The organism is Variovorax sp. RTB1, from assembly GCF_035018765.1.
Lineage (GTDB): Bacteria > Pseudomonadota > Gammaproteobacteria > Burkholderiales > Burkholderiaceae_C > Variovorax.
Map to the genome: position 1 here is coordinate 25,750 of NZ_JASJXG010000010.1, position 20,557 is coordinate 46,306.

Consider the following 20,557-nt stretch of genomic DNA (forward strand, 5'->3'; position numbering starts at 1 on the left):
CAGCGCCCGTATCGGTGGCCTCGGCACGAGCCAACGAATGCACCCGCACCCAGTTCCGGAGCCCCTGACATGTCGAACTACCGCGACAACCCACAAGCCATAGCTGCATTAGTCGAACAAGACCGTGTCCACCGCGACCTCTACCTGAGCGACGAGCTGTTCGCACTGGAGCAAGAGCGGCTGTTCGCGAACACATGGCTCTACGCCGGCCACACGAGTCAAGTACCGAACACCGGTGACTACTGGGCCCTGGAACTCGCTGGCAAACCGGTCATGCTGGTCCGCCAACCCGATGGCCTTGTCCGTGTCTTCTACAACCGCTGCGCCCACAAAGGCAGCCGCCTCGTCACCGACGAACACGGCAACACCGGCAAGTTCTTTCGCTGCCCGTATCACGCCTGGACCTACAAGCTCGATGGCGCACCGCTCGGCATGCCGCTGAAGGGCGGTTACGAAGGCACGCGCCTGACCGAGTGCGAATCCGGCCAGGGCCTGGTCGAAGTCAGGAACACCGTGGTCTACCGCGACTTCGTCTTCGTGCGAATGGCCGACGAGGGCATCGACTTCGACAGCTTCTTCGGCGACGTCAAGCAGGCCATCGACAACATGGTCGACCGCTCCCCCGAGGGCAAACTGACCGTCGGCGGCGGCGTGTTGCGCAGCATCATCCATTGCAACTGGAAGATGTACCTGGAGAACATCAACGACACCGTGCATCCGATGTCGACGCACGAGTCGGCGACACAGGCTGCGAAGTCGGTCTGGGCGACGCACGATGCCGACGAGCCCAAGCCGATGGCGATGGAACAGATCCTGCCGTTCGGTGCCGGCTACGATTTCTTCGACAAGATGGGCGGCCGTGTGTTCGCCAACGGCCACAGCATCCTGGGCGTCAACTTCAGCATTCACTCGGGCTATGCGCAGCTGCCGGAATACGAAGCGGCGATGCGTGCGGCGCATGGCGAACAGCGCGCGGCCGACATCCTGGAGCGATCGCCGCAGAACTCGGTTTTCTATCCGAGCCTGTCGGTCAAGGGCTCGCCGCAGGCCGTACGCGTGATCCGGCCACTGGCCACGAATCGCACGTTGATCGAAGCCTGGAGCTTCCGTGCCGCAGGCGCACCCGAGGTGTTGTTTCAGCGCGCGATGACCTACAACCGGCTCGTCTTCTCGCCCATGTCTGTCGTCGCGCACGACGACGTGCACCTGTTCGAAAGCATGCAGCGCGGCCTTGCGGCCAACGGCAACGACTGGGTCAGCCTGCACCGCAATTTCGACGCGGCCGAGATCGGGCAAGGCACCGTCACCACCAACGGCACCAATGAGCTGTTGATGCGCAACCAGTTCCGCGCATGGTCCCGCTACATGGCATCCGCATCCGAAACGTCCACCTGAAATCCCCTTTCCATTTTTCAATCCAACCCAAGAGGAGTGACACCATGAAGCACCTGATCCCGACCCTGACACGCGGCGCGCTCACAGCGGCACTGGCCGTCGGCTTTGCGATGACCGCGCTGGCGGCCGACCTCAAGGTCGGACTCAGCACCTCGCTTTCCGGCCCCAACTCGTCGATCGGCATTCCGTATGCCAAAGGCATGCAGGCCGCTCTGGCATACAAGGGCGAACTCAACGGCGTGAAGATCCAGCTGGTCGTGCTGGACGACGGCTCCGACCCGACGGCGGCAGGCCGCAATGCGCGCAAGCTGGTGGAAGAAGAAAAGGTCGACGTGCTGATGGGCACCTCGGGTGCGCCGTCGGCCGTGGCCATCGCCCAGGTCGGCCGCGACAGCAAGACGCCGATGATCGCGCTCACGCCGATCTCGTGGGACCCGATCGAGAACCCGTGGGCCGTGACCGTGGCGCAGCCGACCCAGCTGATGGTCGATGCCGTGGTCGAGCGCATGAAGCGCAACGGCGTGAAGACGGTCGGCTACATCGGCTTCTCGGACGTCTGGGGCGACCTCGTGTACGACGCGCTGATGAAGGCCGCACCGGCTGCCGGCATCAAAGTACTCAGCAACGAGCGCTATGCGCGGGCCGACTCGTCGGTGACCGGGCAGGTGCTGAAGATCGTCGCCATGCGTCCCGACGCGGTCATGACCGGCGGCGCCGGCACGCCGGGCGCCTTGCCCTATCTGGCGCTGGCCGAGCGCGGCTTCAAGGGCGGCGTGTACGGCCAGCATGGCCTGATCAACCCGGACTTCGTGCGGGTGGCCGGTGCTTCGGCGCAGGGCTCGCTGATGCCGACCGGCCCGGTGATCGTGGCCGAACAATTGCCTGACAGCGCCCCGACGAAGAAGATCGCGCTTGAGTTCCGCGCGGTGTACCAGAAGGTCAACAACGCGCCCACCACCGATGCGTTCTCGGCCTATTCGTTCGACGCGTGGCTGGTGTTCCTCGACGCTGCCGCGCGCGCCATGCCCAAGGCCGCCCCGGGCACGCCGGAATTCCGCGTAGCCCTGCGCGATGCAATTCTCAGCAGCAAGGAAATCGTCGGTACGCACGGCGTCTACAACTTCAAGCCCGGCGCGCTCTACGGCGTGGACGAGCGCGCTCGCGTGATCGTCAAGCTGGACAACGGCCAGTGGAAGCTGGCCCCTTGAGCGGACGCGGCGAACTCGGCAAAGCACGAGCGATGCAGACGCAAAGGATGACCCGATGACCTGGGACGTCGCGCTCATCCTGGCGATGGACGGGCTGGCCAACGGCTCGGTCTACCTGCTCGCGGGCCTGGGCCTGGTGCTGATCTTTTCGGTCACGCGCGTGGTCTTCGTGCCCTTCGGCGACGTGACCGCGTTCGCGGCGCTCACGCTCGCCGCTTTCCAGACCGGCCGCGTGCCGCCGACCATCGGCCTGGTGGCGGTGCTGGCCGTGCTGGCGACCGCCACCGAACTCGGCAGCCTGTGGCGCCGTGGCGAAGTGGCGCGTATGCCCAAGGCGTTGCTCGCTTGGGGTGTGCTGCCTCTCGTGCCGTGCCTGCTGGCCTGGCTGGCGGCACGGCCGGGCATGCCGGCGCTGGTGCAGATCGCCGCGACGCTGCTGCTCATCGTGCCGATCACGCCGCTGCTGGCGCGCGTGGTTTACCAGCCGATCGCCGATGCGTCGGTGCTGGTGCTGCTGATCGTCTCGCTCGCACTGCACTTCCTTCTGTCGGGACTCGGCCTGCTGTTCTTCGGCCCCGAAGGTTCGCGCACCGAACCGTTGGCAAGCGGCGTGTTCACGCTGGGCGACAGCTTCGTGGTGAGCGGGCAGGTGCTGCTGATGGTCGGCTCCGCCATCGTGTTGAGCGGGCTGTTCTTTCTGGTGTTCGAACGCACCGTCGCCGGCAAGGCGCTGCGCGCGACCGCGGTGAACCGCGTCGGTGCGCGGCTGGTCGGCATCCGGCCGGCACGCACCGCCCTCATGGCGTACGGCAGCGCATCGCTGCTCGCCGGACTCATCGGCATCCTGATCGGGCCGGTGACCACCATGTACTACGACTCGGGCTTCATCATCGGCCTCAAGGCCTTCGTCGCCGCGATCATCGGCGGGCTGGTGAGCTACCCGGTGACCGCCCTCGGCGCACTCGCCGTCGGCTTGGTCGAAAGCTACGCATCGTTCTGGAGCGGCGCACTGAAAGACGTGATCGTGTTCAGCCTTCTGATCCCCGTCCTGATGCTGCGCTCGTACCTGTCGCGCCATCAGGAAGAAGAGCAGGAAGAGGTGGACGAATGACACCGCGCAACCGCATGTTCATGACGGCGGCCATCGTGCTGCTGCTCGCGCTGGTGCCACTGGTGGCCGGCAACTTCACCGTGTCGCTGCTCAATGATGTAGGCATCGGCGCGCTGGTCGCGCTCGGGCTGGTGCTGTTCACCGGCATCGGCGGGTCGACCTCTTTCGGGCAGGCCGCCTTCGTCGGCATCGCGGCGTATGCCAGTGCCTGGCTCACGACCACGCAGGGAATGTCGCCGTGGATCGGGCTCCTGTTCGCGCTGGCGCTCACGGGAATCTCGGCCCTCGCGATCGGCATGCTCACGCTGCGCCTGGGCGGGCACTTTCTTTCGCTGAGCACGATCGCGTGGGGCCTGTCGATCGCGATGTTGTTCGGTAACGTCGAGGCGCTCGGGCGCCACACCGGGCTCTCGAACATCCCGCCGCTGCGGATCGCGGGCTGGTCGCTGGCCGAGCCGCGCGCCATCTATTACCTGATCTGGGCACTGGTCGGGCTGGCCTTTTTGTTCAGCCGCAACCTGCTGAGTTCGCGACCCGGCCGTGCGATCCGCGGGTTGCGCGGCGGTGCCACGCTGCTGGCGAGCGTGGGTGCCGATGCTTACCGCGTGCGGCTCACGCTGTTCGTCACCGCGGCGCTGTTCGCAGGTCTCGCCGGCTGGCTCTATGCGCACATGAACCGCTTCGTGAGCCCATCGCCTTTCGACGTGCGCGCGAGCATCGAGTACCTGCTGATGGCGGTGGCCGGTGGGCTCGGTCAACTGGTGGGTGCGCTGGTCGGTGCAGCGCTGGTGTTGCTGCTGAAGAACGGCCTGCAGGACTTGTTGCCGCTGCTCACGCAACGCGCAGGGCAGCTCGAAGCCATCGCTTTTGCCGCGGTGTTCATCCTGCTGCTGCACTTCGCGCGTGGTGGCCTGATGGGCTTCGTGCGCCGATGGACGCGCGGGCGTTGGGCAGCGCTGCCGTCGACGGCGCCGGTCAAGCCGGTCACGCCGCTGGCGCAACGCACGCTGCCGGGTCGTGGCACACCGATCCTGTCGGTGCAGGGCGTGGTCAAGCGCTTCGGTGGATTGATCGCAGTCAACGAGGTGAGCTTCGACGTCGCAGCGGGCGAGATCATCGGACTGATCGGCCCCAACGGCGCGGGCAAGTCGACCATGTTCAACCTGCTGACCTGCACCCTGCCGATGACTTCGGGCCAGGTGCGCTTCATGGACCAGAACATCGCGGGCCTGCCGCAACGCCAGGTTGCGCGACTCGGATTGGCGCGCACCTTCCAGCACGTGAAGCTGCGACCGCACATGAGCCTGCTCGACAACGTCGCGCTGGGTGCTTATGCGCGGACCGGTGCCGGCGTGCTCAAGGCCGGGCTCCGGCTCGACCGTGCCGAAGAACAACAGGTGCTGCAGGAAGCACAGCGCCAGCTCGATCGCATCGGCCTGGGCGACCGCTCGCACGAGATGGCCGGCAGCCTGCCGCTGGGCACCCAGCGCATTCTGGAGATCGCGCGCGCACTCGCGGCCGACCCGGTGTTGCTGGTGCTGGACGAACCCGCGGCCGGCTTGCGTCGCAAGGAAAAGATGGCGCTCGGCGCGTTGCTTCGCAAACTGCGCGAGGAGGGCGTGACCATCCTCATCGTCGAGCACGACATGGACTTCGTGATGAAACTGGTGGACCGATTGGTGGTGATGAACTTCGGCTCGAAGCTGGTCGAGGGCGTGCCCGCCGTGGTGCGCGCGGACGAGCGCGTGCAGGCGGCTTACCTGGGGAGCGTCGTATGACGGCCATGTTGGAAATCGGCGAGCTGCATGTCGGCTACGGACAGGTCGAGGCCGTGCGAGGCGTCTCGCTCGCCCTGCAACCGGGGCAGATCATCTCGGTGATCGGGCCTAACGGTGCGGGCAAGACCACGCTGCTGGCCGCGGCCATGGGCCTGCTGCCGAGCAAAGGCGCGCTGCGCTTCGAGGGCGAAGACCTGCACGGGCTCGATGTCGAATCGCGCGTCGAACGCGGCCTGTGCCTGGTGCCGGAAAAACGCGAGCTCTTCGGCGAGCTGACGGTGCTCGACAACCTGCAGCTCGGTGCCTACGCGAAGAAGTTGCGCAGCGATGCGATGAAGCGGCAACTGCAGTCGGTGTACGACCGGTTTCCGCGGCTGGCGGAGCGCCGCTCGCAACGCGCCGACACGCTTTCTGGCGGCGAGCGTCAGATGCTGGCGGTCGGTCGTGCGCTGATGTCGGCACCGCGCCTCTTGATGCTCGATGAACCGAGCCTCGGCCTGGCGCCGCTGATCGTGCGCGACATCCTCGCCATCGTGCGCTCGCTGCGCGACGATGGCGTCTCTATCCTGCTGGTCGAGCAAAACGCGCGCGCCGCGCTCGAGTCGTCGGACCACGGCTACGTGCTGGAGACCGGCGAGATCGCGCTCTCCGGCGCGTCGGCTGAACTGGCGAGCGACCCGCGCGTGCAGGCGACCTACCTCGGCGGAGGCACGCACGATGACGAGTGAGCTACGCGCGCTGCCGCCCGCGCAACGCACCTTGCCGGCGATGCTGAAGCGGCAGGCCGTGCTGTTCGGCGCGCGGCCGCTGTTGAAGGTGGCGGGCCGGCAATGGGCGCATCGAGACGCCGCCGCAGCGGCTGCCGTCCGGGCGGCCGCACTCGCGCAGGCCGGCGTGGTGCGAGGCGAACGCATCGCAGTAATGGCGGGCAACTGCATCGAGTTCATCGAGACTTTTCTTGGTGCGGGCTGGCTCGGCGCGGTGGTCGTTCCGGTCAACACGGCATCGATGGGCCCGCAGATCGAATACGTCCTTTCGAACAGCGAGGCAAAGCTGCTGGTGATCGGTGCCGGTTGCGTCGAGCGGCTGAAGATGGCAAACCTCGGCCGCACGGCGTTGCGCGAGATTTGGGTGGTCGGCGATGTGGGCGAGGTGGGAGCGATCGTTGCGTCCCGCGAGCTGCCGCCCGGCGTGCGTGTCTCCCGCTATCCAGAAGGCGTCCATGGCGCCGAAAGCGCGCAAGCCCATCCGCCCGCCACCGTGCACCCCGGCGACCCGCTCGCCATCCTCTACACCTCGGGCACCACCGGCCCTGCCAAAGGGGTGATCTGCCCGCACGCGCAGTACTTCTGGTGGGGCGTGAACAGCGCCGAAGTGCTGGGTGTCGGCCGCGACGACGTGCTCTGCACGACGCTGCCGCTCTTTCATATCAATGCACTCAACACCTTCGCGCAGGCTGCATTGACGGGTGCCGAGGTGGTGTTCGAATCACGCTTCTCGGCATCGGGCTTCTGGCCGTCGATGCGCGCGAACGGCGCGACAGTGGTCTATTTGCTCGGCGCGATGGTGCCCATCCTGTTGGCCCAGCCCGAGGGTGACGGAGAGCGCAATCATTCGGTCCGCATCGGGCTCGGGCCCGGCGTGCCATCGGCAGCGGGGCAGGCTTTCAAGGCGCGTACTGGCGTGACCTTGCTCGAAGGCTATGGCTCGACCGAGACCAACTTCGCCATCGCCACCGCGCCGGCGTCGCCGCGCGGCGGTGTGATGGGCTGGCTGCGCGAGGGCTTCGAGGCGCGTGTCGCCGACGAAGACGATGCGCCCGTGCCGGACGGCGAGGCCGGCGAATTGCTGCTGCGTGCAGACGAGCCTTACGCCTTCGCGAGCGGCTACTTCAACATGCCGGAGAAAACCGTCGAGGCCTGGCGCAATCTCTGGTTTCACACCGGCGACCGCGTAGTGTGCGATGCCGACGGGGCGTTCCGTTTCGTCGATCGCATCAAGGACGCGATCCGCCGTCGCGGCGAGAACATCTCGTCTTTCGAGGTCGAGCAGGTGCTGGCAAGCCATCCGGATGTGGCGTCTTGCGCGGTATACCCGGTGCGCTCCGAGCTGGCGGAAGACGAAGTGATGGCGGCGCTGGTGGCACGCGAGGGTGTGCAGATCGACCTCACTGATCTCATCGAGTTTTGTACGAGCCGGCTGCCGTACTTCGCGGTGCCGCGCTACATCGACGTGCTGCCCGACCTGCCGCGCACCGAGAACGGCAAGGTCCAGAAATTCAAGCTGCGCGAGCGCGGCGTGGGGCCGCAGACCTGGGACGGCCAGCCGGCCAGATCGAGGGGTCGGCCTGAAAGCGCAATTTGAATCGTGGTGCCATAATTAAATCCAAGGTTTCATTAAGGAACCGCTGGAGCGATGATGGCACAAGCCGTAAAGATTTCCGATCTAGAAATGGACGCCTTGCGCGATGCTGCGCGGGTGAACAGCCGGTCGATCTCGGGGCAGGCCGAGCATTGGATCCGTATCGGCCGCGCGATCGAACGCGATCCGACCATCGGCTATTCGAAGGTCGACCTGGCGCTGCGCGGTCTTGAGCCGCTGGCGCTCGACACCCTCGGCGATGCCGAGCAGGACGCCTTCATCGAACGCATGGGTGACGCTCCAGCCACCGCGGTTGAACAGGATTTCTGGCGCAAGCGGCAACGAAAGGGTCTCGGCGTGGGCCTCGATGACGACGGCAACCTGGAGTTCGGCAAAGCAGTCCGGCCAACCGGCGGCCGGTGAGCCGCGCAACGATGTTTTTGCTGGCCGGACCGAACGGCGCCGGCAAGTCGACGCTCTACGAGCTGGCGATCGCACCTCGTATCCAGGCGCCTTTCATCAATGCCGACCTGATCCAGCGCGAAGAACTGCGCGACGCGTCCATGTCTGCGGCGTACACCGCGGCCAGCATCGCAGAAAACCGGCGGCGGCTGGCGCTCAAGCAGGGACTCAGCTTCGTTTCTGAATCGGTGTTCTCGCATCCGTCGAAACTGGAATTAGTCGATGACGCCAGGCGTGTCGGCTTTCGAGTCGTGCTTTACCACGTCAACGTAGGCAAGCCTGAGTTGTCGGTCAGCCGAGTGGCGTTAAGGGTAGGCGAGGGCGGACACGATGTGCCCGAAGACAAGATCCGCAAGCGCTACGACCGCAATCAGCCATTGATCCGCCAAGCGGTGCTGCGCGCCGACTTCGCCTTTGTGTTCGACAACTCGCAGCTCAACGTCTCACCGCAGCGCATTCTGAGTTTCAAGGCAGGGCGCATCACCGCGACTGCCAGCGCGATACCGGACTGGGCTGAATTGCTCTATGCAGAAGAACTGCGCGCTTTCGGCTAGCCGGACAATTTCAATGTCGCGAGGAACTCCATCACGGCTTCGGAAAAGACTTCAGGCATCTGGTCGGGCAGCGGCACCATGCCGTGCTCGATGTTCAGCAGCCGGCTGCCGGCGATGGCTTGTGCGACCCTTGGCGCTGCCGGAAAAGCATGCGGGTCTTCGGTCGGCGCGATCACCAGTGTCGGGCTGGTCACCAGTGGCGCTCTTGTCTCCATCGCATAGCGATTTACCACGCGGTGGCCTTCGACGGCGAGGTGGCCTGCCTTCAATGCGTCGGCGATGAATCGTTCGAGAAGAGCGATGTCGCCAGGCGGATAGAAGGGCATGCGCCGCTGCCACAACTCGGTCAGATGTTCGCCACTGGCCTTGCGCTCGACCTCGTCGATGATTCGCTTGCCGTGGTGCGTTGCACGGCGTGGCGCGTCGACGAAAGGACATGCCGACAACACGAGCGCACTGACCCGTTCGGGCCGGCTCGCCGCCATCTCCAGGGCCACGGCCGCGCCGGTGTGATGCCCGACCACGGCCACTTGTTGCAAGCCCAATGCATCCAGCAGATCGAAAGCGACTTCGGCCCATCGCTCGATCGTGTTGTCTGCGGCCGGCAACGCGTCCGAATCACCGAAGCCCGCCGTGTCCATCGCGATGGCGCGGTAGCGCGCACCGATCAACGGCAGCACATCGCGGTACTCGTCCCACGATCGCGGCGTCTGGTGCAGCAACAGAACCGGGAACCCCTGGCCAGCGCTGGCGATATGAATGCAGCCCGATCGGATCGGCACGAACTGGCGATCGATGGTCATGATGCAAGGGCTGCGGTCGCGCGCTTGAAACCTTGAACCACGACATCGATGTCGTTGGCTGCGACCACCATCCGGTAGCCTTGCTCGCGTCGCTGAAGCGCTGCATCGGTCGTGCCGGTGAAGGCGCCACATGGCACTGAAGCGTCGTCGCAGGCGTGCTTGATTTCGGCGCAGGCCTCTGCATGTTTCGATGCATCGCCTGCACCGATTTCGAGCGACAGCGCGAGATCGCCGGTCCCGATGAACACCAAGTCCAGTCCTTCGACGGCAGCAATCTCCCGTGCGTTGGCCAGGCCGGCCGCTGTCTCGATCATCACCATCACGGCGATGTGTTTTGCGCCTTCGAGGTACGCGCCGAAATCCATTAACGGGCGCACGCCGCCGGCGGACCGAATGCCGTGCGGCGGGTACTTGGCGCAACGCACGGCGTGGCGACATTGCTCGGCGCTTTCGACCAAGGGGACGATCACGCCTTCTGCTCCTGCGTCCAGTGCCATGCCGATCGCCGTGGCCGAGTTTTCGGCGACACGCACGATCACCGGGATGTGGCTCGGCACCACGCCGATCGCGGCCTCCAGCTCTCGGCGATCCCAGAGGCCGTGCTGCATGTCGATGACGATGGCTTCGGGCTGCGCGCGCGCGGCGGCTTCGACGAGTGCGGCCGATCCGAGTGCGAGCCACGAGACGGCGATGCAGTCGCCCCCGGCAATGCGCGCTTTGAGAGTGGGTTGTGTGGGATTGAACATGGGTGGTTTGACGGCTTCAGGTAACGCGGAGTCCGGCCTGCTTCATAAGCGGCAACACACGGTCGCAGAAGAAAGGCAACTCGTCGGTGTAGTTGACGAAGGTGAGCGCTGCACCGGCATAGCCTTCGTTGGAAATCTTGACCAGGTCTTCGACGATTTTCTCGGGCGTGCCGACCAACGGGTACGTTCCGGCGCCGCCCGCGAAGCGCTTGCGATAGAGGTCGAACGCATTCTTGTCGTGCGAGTTGGAGAACTCTTTTTTCTGCGCCATGTGGTTGTCGACGGCGCCATGGTCGGCCAGCGTTACCGCATAGCGCTCGTAGTAGTCGTCTGCCTCCTTTTGCGTCTCGCGGCAGACGACGTGGCATACGGTGTAGATGCCGACATCGCGGCCTTGCAGCTTGGAACGCTCCTTGATGTCGGCGTAGTGTTTGCGGCCATCTTCGATGTTGGAGAAGGTCGAGAACAGGAAGTCGCAGTTCTTTGCCGCGAAGTCGCGCCCCTGTGGACCAAAGGCCGCATTCATGGTGAGCGGTCGCGGCACCTGAATGCTCGCAGGTCGGCTGACGACGCCTTTGAGCGCGTAGTACTTGCCCTGGAAGTCGAACGGCTGATGGTCGCCATAGCAGCGCTCGATCACTTCCAGCCATTCCGCCGCCTGGCCATAGGCGTCGTCGCTGAGCTTGGCGCCGAACATCGCGAACTCGTCGGGATTCCAGCCGCAGACGATGTTGAGCCCGGCGCGCCCGTTGCTGATGTGATCGACCGTCGCCAATGCCTTGGCCGCATACACGGGATGCAGCAGGGGCACATGCACCGTCATGAACAGGCCGATCTGCTTGGTGACCGCAGCGAGTCCGGCCGCCCAGGTGAAGGTCTCGAAGGACCACTCGCGAACATGGTTCTTGCCACCGAAGCCGCGCCACCGCGCGATGGGCAGAAAGAACTCCAGGCCCGCGCGGTCGGCGATGCCCGCCGCGTTGAGGTTGTCGTCCCACCGCGCGCGCCAGCGCTCCGGCACGTCGGTGATGGCGAGGCCTCCGTCCGCATTGGCGGAGAACACGCCAAGCTTGAAACGATTGGGGCCTTTGAGCGGGTGCAAGTGATTCATGCGATGAGATCTCTGGAGGCCGAATGGCTTTTGCGGGCCGTAGTGGCCTTGGTTGCAGCAGTTGCAGTTGCAGTTGCAGGTGCGGAAGATGCTGCGGGTGTGGCTTCGCCGTGCACCGTTTCGTGCGTCGAGAAGTACGCGGCCTGTGCATCGGCCATGAACCGCTCCATAGCCTTGAAGGCGAGTGCCGCATCACGCTTGACCAGTGCCGCGTGAAGCTTGGACAGACCATCGACCACAACTTGTCGGGTTTTTTTGTTCACCAGTGTGAGCAGGCGCACGGTCTGCACATGGTCGACAAAGCGCCCTATGGTGTTCGCAAGGCGCTGGTTTTTGACCCGGCTCAGCCACGCTTGGCGGAAGGCCATGTTCGCCAAGGCCATCTCTTCGTCGTCGTTGTTCGCGGCCGCCTGGCGTGCCCGTTTGAGTGCCAGCGTCAGTTCTTGCTTTGCCGCTGCATCCACGTTGGGCGCCACGCTCGCGATGGCCGCAGGCTCCAGCAGGCGGCGTACTTCGAAAATGTCGCGCACGTCGTCGAGGCTCAGTGTCGGCGCCACGAAGCCGCGAGTCGTGCCGACCAGATAGCCCTCGTTCACGAGACGCAGCAACGCGTCGCGCGCCGGCATGCGCGAAGTGCCATAGGCAGCAGCCACCTCGACATCGACAAGTCGCTCTTCAGGCTGGAGCGGCGTGTGCTGCAGGCGCTTGCGCAACTCGTCGTAGATGCGGTCGCCCAAGGTTTCCGCGCGGGCCAGTGGTTTGGGCGCGGCCCTGGCGGCAGCCATCGTCGGCGCTGCTTTTTTCATTGATTCCTACGGAACGTTTCTTGCATCTGGAAACTGTATACAGTATATTTTCATTTGTCCAATCGCCTCTTTGGGCGCTTCAGTGGCGCGATGCTTGCAAGCGTTTTCCCATCGGTTCCTTCAGACCAATCAGCGAGAACTTTCATGAACGATTTCTTGAGCTCGGGAACCCCGACAGACGCAGCACTGTCTCTGGCTGCACCGTCGTCTTTGAAACCATCGCGCCGCAGCTTCGTACTGGGCGCGCTCACCGTGGGGGCCGGCAGCGTGCTGCCGTGGGACCTGGCCAATGCGCAGATTACCGACAAGTCGAACCTGGCCATCGCGTACCCGGTCGACGTGCCCACGTGGGACCCGGGCGCCTTGTCCATCCCGACGATCCAGGCGATCTATCACACGGTGTTCGATTCGCCACTGCGCTACTCACAACATTTGAAGCTCGAGGCGCGCCAGATCAAGCAGTGGCGCTGGCTCGACGACAAAGCGACGCGACTCGAGATCACGTTGCGCGACGACATCCTGTTCCACGACGGCTCGCGCATGACGATGGACGACGTCAAGTACAGCCTGTCCGAACGCCCGAAGGCAGACAAGAAGTTGCTGGTCGGTGGCATGTTCAACACGCTGGCCGATGTGGAAGTGCAGTCGCCCACCAAAGGCGTGCTGGTCTACAGCCGGCCGACGCCGGCGGGGCCGATCTACCTGGGCTTCCTGGCGATGTACATCGTGCCGAAGGCCTACATGACCCAGGTCGGTGCCGAGGGCTTCAACGCCAAGCCGATAGGCGCCGGCCCTTACCGCATGGTCGAACATCAGCGCGGCTCGCGTATCGTGCTGGAGGCTTTTGACAAATACTGGGGTGCTGCGCCTGCCATCAAGCAGGTCACCTTTTTGATCGTGCCGGAGCCATCGGCGCGCGTGGCGCTTGTGGAGTCGGGCAGGGCGGCGATGGCGGTGCAGTTGCCGATGCGCGAAGTCCAGCGTCTCGCCACCAAGACCGGCATCGTCACAAAGATCTATCCGTTCTCCGAGGTCTACATGCTTCGGATTCCCAACTACGTGAAGCCGTTCGAGAACGACCATGTGCGCAACGCGATGCACCTGTCGATCGACAAGGCCGCGTTGTCCAAGGCCTTCTACGGCGGCGTGGCCAAGCCGCTGTCGGTGATGACGCCGGAAGGCACGCCGTCGTTCAGCGACTTCCAGTTTCCATTCAACAAGGCCAAGGCCATCGAGGAGCTGAAGGCCGCCGGCTTCAGCACGAGCAATCCGGTCGCGCTGACGCTGCTCAGCACCAATGGCACCTTCCCCAACGACTTCGACATGGCACGCGCCATCGCGCAGATGTGGAAGGCAGTCGGCATCAACGCGACGATCGAAGAAACTACACCGGCCAAGCTCGTCGAAGCTGCGCAGAACGGCAAACTGACGGGCGTGTTGCTCTACAGCTGGGCCAACAGCACGGGCGATCCGGAGAACTATGCAGGCCGAATCTTCGACCCGCGCCTGCGCTTCGCGACCTGGAAAGACATGTCACTCGCGCCACGCATCGACGGGCTGATGACCGAAGTGGACGAGGCCAAGCGCATGGCTGGCTACAAGGCACTCAACGCGGAGTCCTCGGAGAAATCGTGGGCGATCCCGCTGCTGCAAGGCGTGGCGACTGTCGCGTATTCGTCGACGCTGCAGCCGGTGCTGTTCGACAACGGCTACGTGTTGCCGGTCGAATACAAATACCGCTGACAAGGCACGCGCGCCCCTGTGTTCCAACTCGTTTCCACCATCGTGATTCGCCGACTGCTGGTGGCGATTCCCACGCTGCTGTTGCTGTCGCTCGTGGTGTTCGTGGTGTTGCGATTGCTGCCCGTCGATCCGCTGGCGATGATGCTGCCGCCGTCGGCCACCGCAGCGGATTCAGCAGCGTTGCGGCAGCAGATGGGCATGGACAAACCGATCCCTGTCCAGTTCCTGATCTGGCTCTGGGATGCGGCGCGCGGGAGTCTCGGCAACTCCATCAACTTCCGCCAGCCGGTCGTCGGCTTGATGGTGACTGCACTGCCGGCGACCATCGAACTGGCCATGGTCGGCTTGGTGCTGGCATTGATGATCAGCATTCCCGGCGGCGTCATCGCCTATGTGCTCTACAAGCGCAAACGCGAGACGGCGGCCGACCTGGTCGTCACCTTGCTTCAGTCGATTCCGTCGTTCCTCTGGAGCCTGTTGCTGATTCTCGTCTTCGGTGTGCTCTGGCCGGTGCTGCCGTTCAGCGGCCGCGTCGGGCAAGAAGTGACGCTACCGGGCATTACCGGATTCGCCTTGATCGACCTGCTCGTTACCGGGCAGTTTCAGGCCTGGCTGAGCGCGCTGTCGCATCTCTTCTTGCCTGCACTCGCACTCGCGTTGAGCTTTGCGCCGCTGGTCATCCGTGTGCTCCGCTCCGGGCTGATCGATGCCGCTAACGAGCCTTATGTCGAAGTTGCGCGACTTCGCGGACTGTCTGAGACCCGCATTCTCTGGCGCCATATGCTGAAGAACGCCGCGCTGCCGACGATTACCATGATCGGTGTGCAGTTCGGCTTCCTGTTCGGCGGCGCGCTATTGGTCGAAATGATCTTCGGCTTCCCCGGCCTGGGCAATCTGATGGTGCAGGCGGTTCGCGGCAATGACTTGCCGTTGATCCAGGGCATCTCGCTGATCTTCTGCGTGCTGATGCTGGCTATTACGGTTGTCGTCGACGTGCTGTATGCCTTGCTGAATCCGAAGTTGAGGAATCTGTGACGCAATCACCGGCGCCAGTGTCGATGCCCGCCGCTGTGAGTCGCTCTGCAAAGCAGCGCGGTGCGCTCAGGCAGTTGGCCTCGCAGCCGCGCGTGCTGATCGGCGGCGGCATTCTCCTGCTCGTCGTTCTGGCTGCGCTCTTTGCACCGTGGGTCGCTCCGCACGATCCGCTGGAGCAAGACCTGCTGCACATGCTTTCGCCGCCGATGTGGTCGGCAGAAGGCGACGCTTCTTTTCCGCTGGGCACCGACAGCCTGGGTCGCTGCGTGTTGTCGCGTGCTGTCTACGGTGCCCGTGTGGCGCTGCTGGTGGCGATCGTTTCCGCATTCGGCGCGATGCTGCTGGGCAGCACGCTCGCAGTTGTCGGCGGCTACTTCGGCGGCAAGATCGACCGCGGCATCAGCTACGTGGTCGATTTGTGGATGTCGTTTCCGCCGGTCGTTCTGTCGTTGATCCTGCTGGTAGGGCTCGGCTCTGGCGTCGACAAAGTGATCCTTGCGGTCGTGCTGGTCGACTGGACGCGCTTCGCTCGTGTGGTGCGGGCCGACGTGCTGGTGACGCGGCGCCGCGACTACGTGCTGGCCGCACGGCTCATCGGTTTCACGCACCTGCGCACCATGTTGCGCGAGGTGCTGCCCACCGTGGTGCCGCTGATGATCACGCTGTTCTCCATCGAGATGGGCATCGCGATCATCGTGGAGGCGACTCTGTCTTTCATCGGCCTTTCCGTGCCGCCGGACATCACGACCTGGGGCCAGATGCTGGCCGATGCGCGCAGCGACATGCAGAGCGCCGCGTGGGTGATGCTGGTGCCGGTCGCCTGCATCGTCGTTACCGTGCTCGGCTGCAACCTGTTGGGTGACGGAATCCGCGTTGCGCTCGATCCGCGCTTGCGCACACGGAGCGAATGACGATGCTGTCCATCTCGAACCTCACGCTGACCACGCGGGTCGATGGCAAACCCGTCGAATTGCTGCGCGACATCACGCTGTCGGTGCAGCGCGGCAAGGTGCTCGGACTGGTCGGCGAATCGGGTGCCGGCAAGAGCATGATCGGTCGCCTGATCGCGGGCCACACGCCGCCGGGCTTTGCGGTGACGCAGGGCCGAATCGACTTCGATGGCAAGAACCTGCTTTCGCTCGGCGCACGCGAATGGCGCGGTCTGCTCGGCCGGCGCATCGCCTTCATTCCGCAAGAGCCGTTGACCGCGCTCAACCCGGTGTTGACCATCGGCCAGACCTTCGACGAGCACCTGATGCTGCTGGGCATTGCCGCCAGCCGGCGCAAGGATTTGATCGTCGCGCAACTGGCTTCCGTGAAGCTGCCGCACCCCGAGCAAATGGTCCGCCGCTATCCGCATGAACTGTCGGGAGGGCAGTGCCAGCGCGTGTTGATCGCGATGGCGTTCGTGGCCAATCCTGCGCTGATCATTGCCGACGAGCCCACCACGGCGCTCGACGTAGTGAGCCAAGCGCACATCCTTACGCTGCTTGCCGAACAACAGCGCCAGCACGAGACAGCCGTCATTCTCATTACGCACGACCTGCGGCTCGCCGCCCACGTGTGCGACGACATCGCGGTGCTGTACGCAGGAGAGCAAGTCGAATACGGACCGGCCGCAGACGTGTTGCGCGAGCCGCGCCATCCGTATACCTGGGCACTGCACGATGCGACGCCCGATGTGCACGGCATTCAGCGGGTGCTGCCGATGCTCGGGGGTCAGATGCCGGGACTCTCGGCATTGGCGACGCTCGGCGGTTGTCGATTCGCGGCACGCTGCCCGACGCGCAATGCGACCTGCGAAGTCGGCGTGCGCGCTTTACGTGAGTCTTCGCCGGGTCATTGGGTGCGCTGTGCCGATACGTGCGAAGTGGCGCCGCATGTCGTCGCCTCCGTAGACGATTCAACAAGCGCCGCTGGCAGCGCCAACTGGCGCGCACCGCAAGGCGATCCGACTGCGGCACCCCTCGTCGAGCTGCGCAACGTCACGCTGCGCTACACCGCGCGCCGCGGCCTGCTGGGCCAGCGCCAGGTGCACACCGATGCAGTGAGCCAGGTGTCGCTCAAAGTCCAGCCGGGCGAGTTCGTCGGCATCGTCGGCGAAAGCGGCAGCGGCAAGACTTCTGTCGCGCGGCTGATCGTCGGCGCAGAGAACATCACCGCCGGTGAGCTGCTGATCGAAGGGCAAGACCGCGCCAAGGCCGCGTCGACCGTGCAGCGCCTGACCCGCGAGCACGTGCAGATGATCTTTCAGGACCCGCACTCGGCACTCAATCCGCGGCGCAGCGTGTTTCGCTTGTTGACGCAAGCGTACGAGGTCGGTCACATCCCCGGTGCGTTGCAACGATTGCCGAGGCAGGAGCGCGCATCGCAGTTGCTGCAGGACGTCGGCCTGGCGTCCGATGCGCTGGAGCGATTTCCCAGTCAGCTGTCGGGTGGTCAAAAGCAGCGGGTGAACATCGGCCGTGCGCTGTGCGTGATGCCGCGGCTGGTGGTGGCCGACGAGATCGTGTCGGGCCTCGACGTGTCCATCCAGGCGCAGATTCTCAACCTGCTGCTTGAACTCGGGCGCGAGCACGGCATCGCCTTGTTGCTGATATCGCATGACCTCTCCGTGGTGCGCTACCTGTGCTCGCGCGTCATCGTCATGCAGTCCGGCAAGGTCGTGGAAGAGGGCAGGACAGACGAGGTCTTCGCCAACCCGCAACACGCCTACACCCGCTTGCTGCTCGCCTCCGTCCCGCCCGCCGATCCGGCCACCGCATGGCCGCCGGTGCCGGCCTCTACCGAAACAGCCTGAACACCATGCCAATTACCTTCGAACTCGAACTCCAATCCGCGCTGCCCGACAACACAGTGACGTTCGGCGAAGCGATCGAGCCGAAGTACTGGCATGACTGGAGCGGGCTCGCGCCGGTTCAGCCCTTGGCGCTGGTGCGGCCGAGGACGACACAGGACGTCTCGATTGCGATGGCGCTGTGCAACGAGCGGCGTATCGCGCTCGTCCCACAGGGCGGCCTCACCGGGCTGGCAGGCGGTGCGCAACCGGTCGCCGGCGGCGTGGCGATGTCGCTCGAACGCATGAGCGGCGTCGAGGAAATCGATGCGGTGATGGGTACGATGACGGTGCTGGCCGGCACGCGGCTTTCGGAGATACAGGATGCGGCGGAAGCAGCCGGCCTGTACTTTCCGCTGGACCTTGGTGCACGTGGCTCCTGCAGCATCGGCGGCAATCTGTCCACCAATGCCGGTGGCAATCGGGTCATCCGCTACGGCATGGCGCGCGATCAGGTGCTCGGGCTCGAATATGTATTGCCCGACGGAACCATCGTCAGCTCGCTCAACAAGATGATCAAGAACAACGCCGGCTACGACCTCAAGCAGTTGTTCATCGGATCGGAAGGAACGCTCGGCATCATCACGCGCGTCGTGTTGCGCCTGCAGGCCAAGCCAATTTCAATCGCCACGGCGATGTGCGGCTGCCGCGACTACGAGGCCGTACTGACCTTGCTGAAGACCGCACGCGCCAAGCTCGGCCCGTCTCTTTCAGCTTTCGAAGTGATGTGGCCGAGCTTCGTGGACTGCATGACGGCCGGCCTGCCGCAACTGCGCAAACCCTTTGCCGAGGCACACGGCGTCTACGTGCTCATCGAGGCGAGCGGCTTTAGGGAAGAGGGCGAATCGGCGCACCTGGAGGCGTGTCTTTCGGCCTTGCTGGAGGAGGGCGCCCTCACCGATGTGGTGATCGGTGCGTCTGAACGTGACGCGAAGGAACTCTGGGCCCTCCGCGACAGCGTCTCGGAGTATCCGAAAGTGCTCGGTGCGGTGATCGGATTCGACATCGGCTTGCCGACGACACTGATGGGCGAGGCGGTGTATCGCGTGCAGCGAGAGGTCAAGGCGCAGTGGCCGGACGCGCACGTGCTTTGCTATGGGCACATCGGTGACAGCAACCTGCATGTCGTCGTCAACGTACCTTCTGCGGGCGCGCATCAGCCGCATGCCGAAGTCGATGTCCTGGTCTACGAAATGGTTCGCAGCATGGGCGGCACGATATCGGCGGAGCACGGCATCGGGCTCGTCAAGAAGCCGTTTTTGTCGTTCACTCGATCGCCGGAGGAGATTGCCTTGATGCAGCGCATCAAGGCAGCGCTCGACCCGCACAACGTGCTGAATCCCGGCAAGGTTTTTTAAGGGCGGGACAGTGGGTCCGCGGACATCGGGCCCCGACTACGATGGCGGCAAACGCACTGGAAACATCATGACCAAACCCTTCACTCAATCACCGACTCTCTGCGGTGCACTGCGCACGCCGCGCCAGATGCTGGCCGATCAAAAGTACGACGGGCACAAATCCATCCACGACGATGCCATGGCCGAGGGCCTGGGCCTTCGCGCTGGCCCGATCGAGGGGCCGACGCACTTCAGCCAGTTCGACCCGTTGCTGTTCCACGTCTTTGGCCAGGCGTGGTTCGAGACTGGCTGCATCAGCGCGCATTACCAGAACATGGTGGTTGAAGGCGAAGAGGTGCGTGCCTTTGTCGATCTGCCGTTGTCGCCTGAAGAAGGGTCGCCGCGTCTGGTGCGTATCCACGCAGAGAAGCGCGACGGGACACCGGTGCTGACCGGCACCGCCTCGGTGGGCGATGCGACCGATGTGCCGCATGAGATTCAACAGCGCATCGCCAAACTGCGACCGGCCACAGGGCTTGTGATCAACCGCGACCTGAAGGTGGGGCAGCAGGGTGCTGCGGTCGAAAAAATCCGGATGGGGTTCGATCAGCACATGGGCGACCACTATCCCTTCACGCTCGCCGACAAGCTCGCGGTCATCACGGAACCCTGTGCCTGGTACACGCGCGAACACGGGGCCGAATCGCCATGGGGCCGCGCCATCATTCCGATGGAAATGATCAGCGTGCTGCTCGGCAGCACGTCGGGTGAGTCCGGCCTGAGCGGTCGCAAGCCAGCCGTCGGACTGTTCGCGGGACAAGAAATCCGCTTGATCGCGGGGCCGCTGTTCGTCGACCAGGACTACGAGTTGGAGCGAGAGATCGTCGCCCTGAGCGAGAGCGCGCGCACCGAGTCGGTCTGGATACGCACGCGTGTCTATGACGGTACGGTGGCATCGCGGCCGCTGGTGGCGGAAATGATCCTGAACGGGGCGGTGATGAAGGCGTCTTATCCCGCGTACGAGGTCGAGGCGAAGGCACTGTACGACTAAAGGGTACGGCTGGTAGCTGGCCGTCGTGCGACGGTGCTATGTGATGGTCAAAGAAGCGACGGCCGTCAGTTGGACTTTGAACGGCCGACCATCGCGGTTGTGTGCGCTTCCGCGCTGTGCCGCGTTCCGTAAGTGCCGACACTGCTGAATACGCTTTTCGGCCTTGCTGGAACGTCGAGTTAGTAACCGGGAGCACTGGCACGCGTAGCACTCTACCGAT

At 64.5% G+C, this 20,557-nt stretch carries 18 protein-coding genes; 14 read left to right on the plus strand and 4 right to left on the minus strand.

Going from position 1 to position 20,557, the window contains the following annotated elements:
* Positions 1 to 69: 69 nt before the first annotated feature.
* From QN397_RS09040 to QN397_RS09075, 8 genes are read left to right on the plus strand one after another with little or no spacing between them, the layout of a single operon-like run.
* Positions 70 to 1,395 (plus strand): aromatic ring-hydroxylating dioxygenase subunit alpha, encoded by a 1,326-nt coding sequence (locus QN397_RS09040; protein WP_323500733.1) that lies wholly within the window; start codon positions 70 to 72, stop codon positions 1,393 to 1,395.
* Positions 1,396 to 1,439: 44 nt separating this feature from the next.
* Positions 1,440 to 2,603: an ABC transporter substrate-binding protein gene (locus QN397_RS09045; RefSeq protein WP_323496018.1), complete on the plus strand. Its 1,164-nt coding sequence runs from the start codon at positions 1,440 to 1,442 to the stop codon at positions 2,601 to 2,603.
* A 55-nt stretch (positions 2,604 to 2,658) separates the two neighbouring features.
* On the plus strand, positions 2,659 to 3,714 hold the full coding sequence (locus QN397_RS09050) for a branched-chain amino acid ABC transporter permease (RefSeq protein ID WP_323496017.1): 1,056 nt from the start codon (positions 2,659 to 2,661) through the stop codon (positions 3,712 to 3,714).
* Positions 3,711 to 5,492, plus strand: coding sequence for a branched-chain amino acid ABC transporter ATP-binding protein/permease (locus QN397_RS09055; RefSeq protein WP_323496016.1), 1,782 nt, complete (start codon positions 3,711 to 3,713; stop codon positions 5,490 to 5,492). The genes QN397_RS09050 and QN397_RS09055 overlap by 4 nt, the downstream gene beginning before the upstream one ends.
* The gene (locus QN397_RS09060; RefSeq protein ID WP_323496015.1) at positions 5,489 to 6,220 is read left to right on the plus strand and encodes an ABC transporter ATP-binding protein; all 732 of its coding nucleotides are present in this window, start codon (positions 5,489 to 5,491) and stop codon (positions 6,218 to 6,220) included. Before QN397_RS09055 ends, QN397_RS09060 begins: the two co-directional genes overlap by 4 nt.
* The gene (locus QN397_RS09065; RefSeq protein ID WP_323496014.1) at positions 6,210 to 7,856 is read left to right on the plus strand and encodes an ATP-dependent acyl-CoA ligase; all 1,647 of its coding nucleotides are present in this window, start codon (positions 6,210 to 6,212) and stop codon (positions 7,854 to 7,856) included. The genes QN397_RS09060 and QN397_RS09065 overlap by 11 nt, the downstream gene beginning before the upstream one ends.
* A 51-nt stretch (positions 7,857 to 7,907) precedes the next feature.
* Positions 7,908 to 8,276, plus strand: coding sequence for a TA system antitoxin ParD family protein (locus QN397_RS09070; RefSeq protein WP_409052957.1), 369 nt, complete (start codon positions 7,908 to 7,910; stop codon positions 8,274 to 8,276).
* A complete protein-coding gene (locus tag QN397_RS09075) occupies positions 8,273 to 8,869 on the plus strand; it encodes a zeta toxin family protein (protein WP_323496013.1) in 597 nt (198 codons plus the stop codon). The genes QN397_RS09070 and QN397_RS09075 overlap by 4 nt, the downstream gene beginning before the upstream one ends.
* Here QN397_RS09075 and QN397_RS09080 read toward each other — a convergent pair.
* From QN397_RS09080 to QN397_RS09095, 4 genes are read right to left on the minus strand one after another with little or no spacing between them, the layout of a single operon-like run.
* Entirely contained in the window at positions 8,866 to 9,672 is an 807-nt protein-coding gene (locus QN397_RS09080; RefSeq protein ID WP_323496012.1) for an alpha/beta fold hydrolase, read from the minus strand. The two genes, QN397_RS09075 and QN397_RS09080, sit on opposite strands and share 4 nt — an antisense overlap.
* The gene (locus QN397_RS09085) at positions 9,669 to 10,418 is read right to left on the minus strand and encodes an HpcH/HpaI aldolase family protein (protein WP_323496011.1); all 750 of its coding nucleotides are present in this window, start codon (positions 10,416 to 10,418) and stop codon (positions 9,669 to 9,671) included. The genes QN397_RS09080 and QN397_RS09085 overlap by 4 nt, the downstream gene beginning before the upstream one ends.
* Before the next feature lie 16 nt (positions 10,419 to 10,434).
* Positions 10,435 to 11,529, minus strand: a complete 1,095-nt coding sequence (locus tag QN397_RS09090; RefSeq protein WP_323496010.1) for an LLM class flavin-dependent oxidoreductase — start codon at positions 11,527 to 11,529, stop codon at positions 10,435 to 10,437.
* Entirely contained in the window at positions 11,526 to 12,335 is an 810-nt protein-coding gene (locus QN397_RS09095) for a GntR family transcriptional regulator (protein ID WP_323496009.1), read from the minus strand. The genes QN397_RS09090 and QN397_RS09095 overlap by 4 nt, the downstream gene beginning before the upstream one ends.
* A 144-nt stretch (positions 12,336 to 12,479) precedes the next feature.
* Between QN397_RS09095 and QN397_RS09100 the strand changes: the two genes are divergently transcribed.
* From QN397_RS09100 to QN397_RS09125, 6 genes are all read left to right on the plus strand, one after another.
* Positions 12,480 to 14,078, plus strand: a complete 1,599-nt coding sequence (locus tag QN397_RS09100; RefSeq protein ID WP_323496008.1) for an ABC transporter substrate-binding protein — start codon at positions 12,480 to 12,482, stop codon at positions 14,076 to 14,078.
* Positions 14,079 to 14,096: 18 nt separating this feature from the next.
* Positions 14,097 to 15,113, plus strand: a complete 1,017-nt coding sequence (locus QN397_RS09105) for an ABC transporter permease (RefSeq protein ID WP_323496007.1) — start codon at positions 14,097 to 14,099, stop codon at positions 15,111 to 15,113.
* Positions 15,110 to 16,024 (plus strand): ABC transporter permease, encoded by a 915-nt coding sequence (locus QN397_RS09110; RefSeq protein ID WP_323496006.1) that lies wholly within the window; start codon positions 15,110 to 15,112, stop codon positions 16,022 to 16,024. The genes QN397_RS09105 and QN397_RS09110 overlap by 4 nt, the downstream gene beginning before the upstream one ends.
* Positions 16,021 to 17,913, plus strand: a complete 1,893-nt coding sequence (locus tag QN397_RS09115) for an ABC transporter ATP-binding protein (RefSeq protein WP_323496005.1) — start codon at positions 16,021 to 16,023, stop codon at positions 17,911 to 17,913. Before QN397_RS09110 ends, QN397_RS09115 begins: the two co-directional genes overlap by 4 nt.
* 5 nt (positions 17,914 to 17,918) lie before the next feature.
* Positions 17,919 to 19,307, plus strand: coding sequence for an FAD-binding oxidoreductase (locus QN397_RS09120; protein WP_323500734.1), 1,389 nt, complete (start codon positions 17,919 to 17,921; stop codon positions 19,305 to 19,307).
* Positions 19,308 to 19,374: 67 nt separating this feature from the next.
* Entirely contained in the window at positions 19,375 to 20,337 is a 963-nt protein-coding gene (locus QN397_RS09125; RefSeq protein ID WP_323496003.1) for a hypothetical protein, read from the plus strand.
* Positions 20,338 to 20,557 lie beyond the last annotated feature (220 nt).

Coding starts and splice junctions, on each gene's coding strand:
- QN397_RS09115 (WP_323496005.1), top strand. CDS start 16,021: ATGACGATGCTGTCCATCTCGAACCTCACGCTGACCACGCGGGTCGAT.
- QN397_RS09095 (WP_323496009.1), bottom strand. CDS start 12,335: ATGAAAAAAGCAGCGCCGACGATGGCTGCCGCCAGGGCCGCGCCCAAA.
- QN397_RS09085 (WP_323496011.1), bottom strand. CDS start 10,418: ATGTTCAATCCCACACAACCCACTCTCAAAGCGCGCATTGCCGGGGGC.
- QN397_RS09080 (WP_323496012.1), bottom strand. CDS start 9,672: ATGACCATCGATCGCCAGTTCGTGCCGATCCGATCGGGCTGCATTCAT.
- QN397_RS09065 (WP_323496014.1), top strand. CDS start 6,210: ATGACGAGTGAGCTACGCGCGCTGCCGCCCGCGCAACGCACCTTGCCG.
- QN397_RS09060 (WP_323496015.1), top strand. CDS start 5,489: ATGACGGCCATGTTGGAAATCGGCGAGCTGCATGTCGGCTACGGACAG.
- QN397_RS09055 (WP_323496016.1), top strand. CDS start 3,711: ATGACACCGCGCAACCGCATGTTCATGACGGCGGCCATCGTGCTGCTG.
- QN397_RS09090 (WP_323496010.1), bottom strand. CDS start 11,529: ATGAATCACTTGCACCCGCTCAAAGGCCCCAATCGTTTCAAGCTTGGC.
- QN397_RS09100 (WP_323496008.1), top strand. CDS start 12,480: ATGAACGATTTCTTGAGCTCGGGAACCCCGACAGACGCAGCACTGTCT.
- QN397_RS09040 (WP_323500733.1), top strand. CDS start 70: ATGTCGAACTACCGCGACAACCCACAAGCCATAGCTGCATTAGTCGAA.
- QN397_RS09125 (WP_323496003.1), top strand. CDS start 19,375: ATGACCAAACCCTTCACTCAATCACCGACTCTCTGCGGTGCACTGCGC.
- QN397_RS09045 (WP_323496018.1), top strand. CDS start 1,440: ATGAAGCACCTGATCCCGACCCTGACACGCGGCGCGCTCACAGCGGCA.
- QN397_RS09050 (WP_323496017.1), top strand. CDS start 2,659: ATGACCTGGGACGTCGCGCTCATCCTGGCGATGGACGGGCTGGCCAAC.
- QN397_RS09120 (WP_323500734.1), top strand. CDS start 17,919: ATGCCAATTACCTTCGAACTCGAACTCCAATCCGCGCTGCCCGACAAC.
- QN397_RS09070 (WP_409052957.1), top strand. CDS start 7,908: ATGATGGCACAAGCCGTAAAGATTTCCGATCTAGAAATGGACGCCTTG.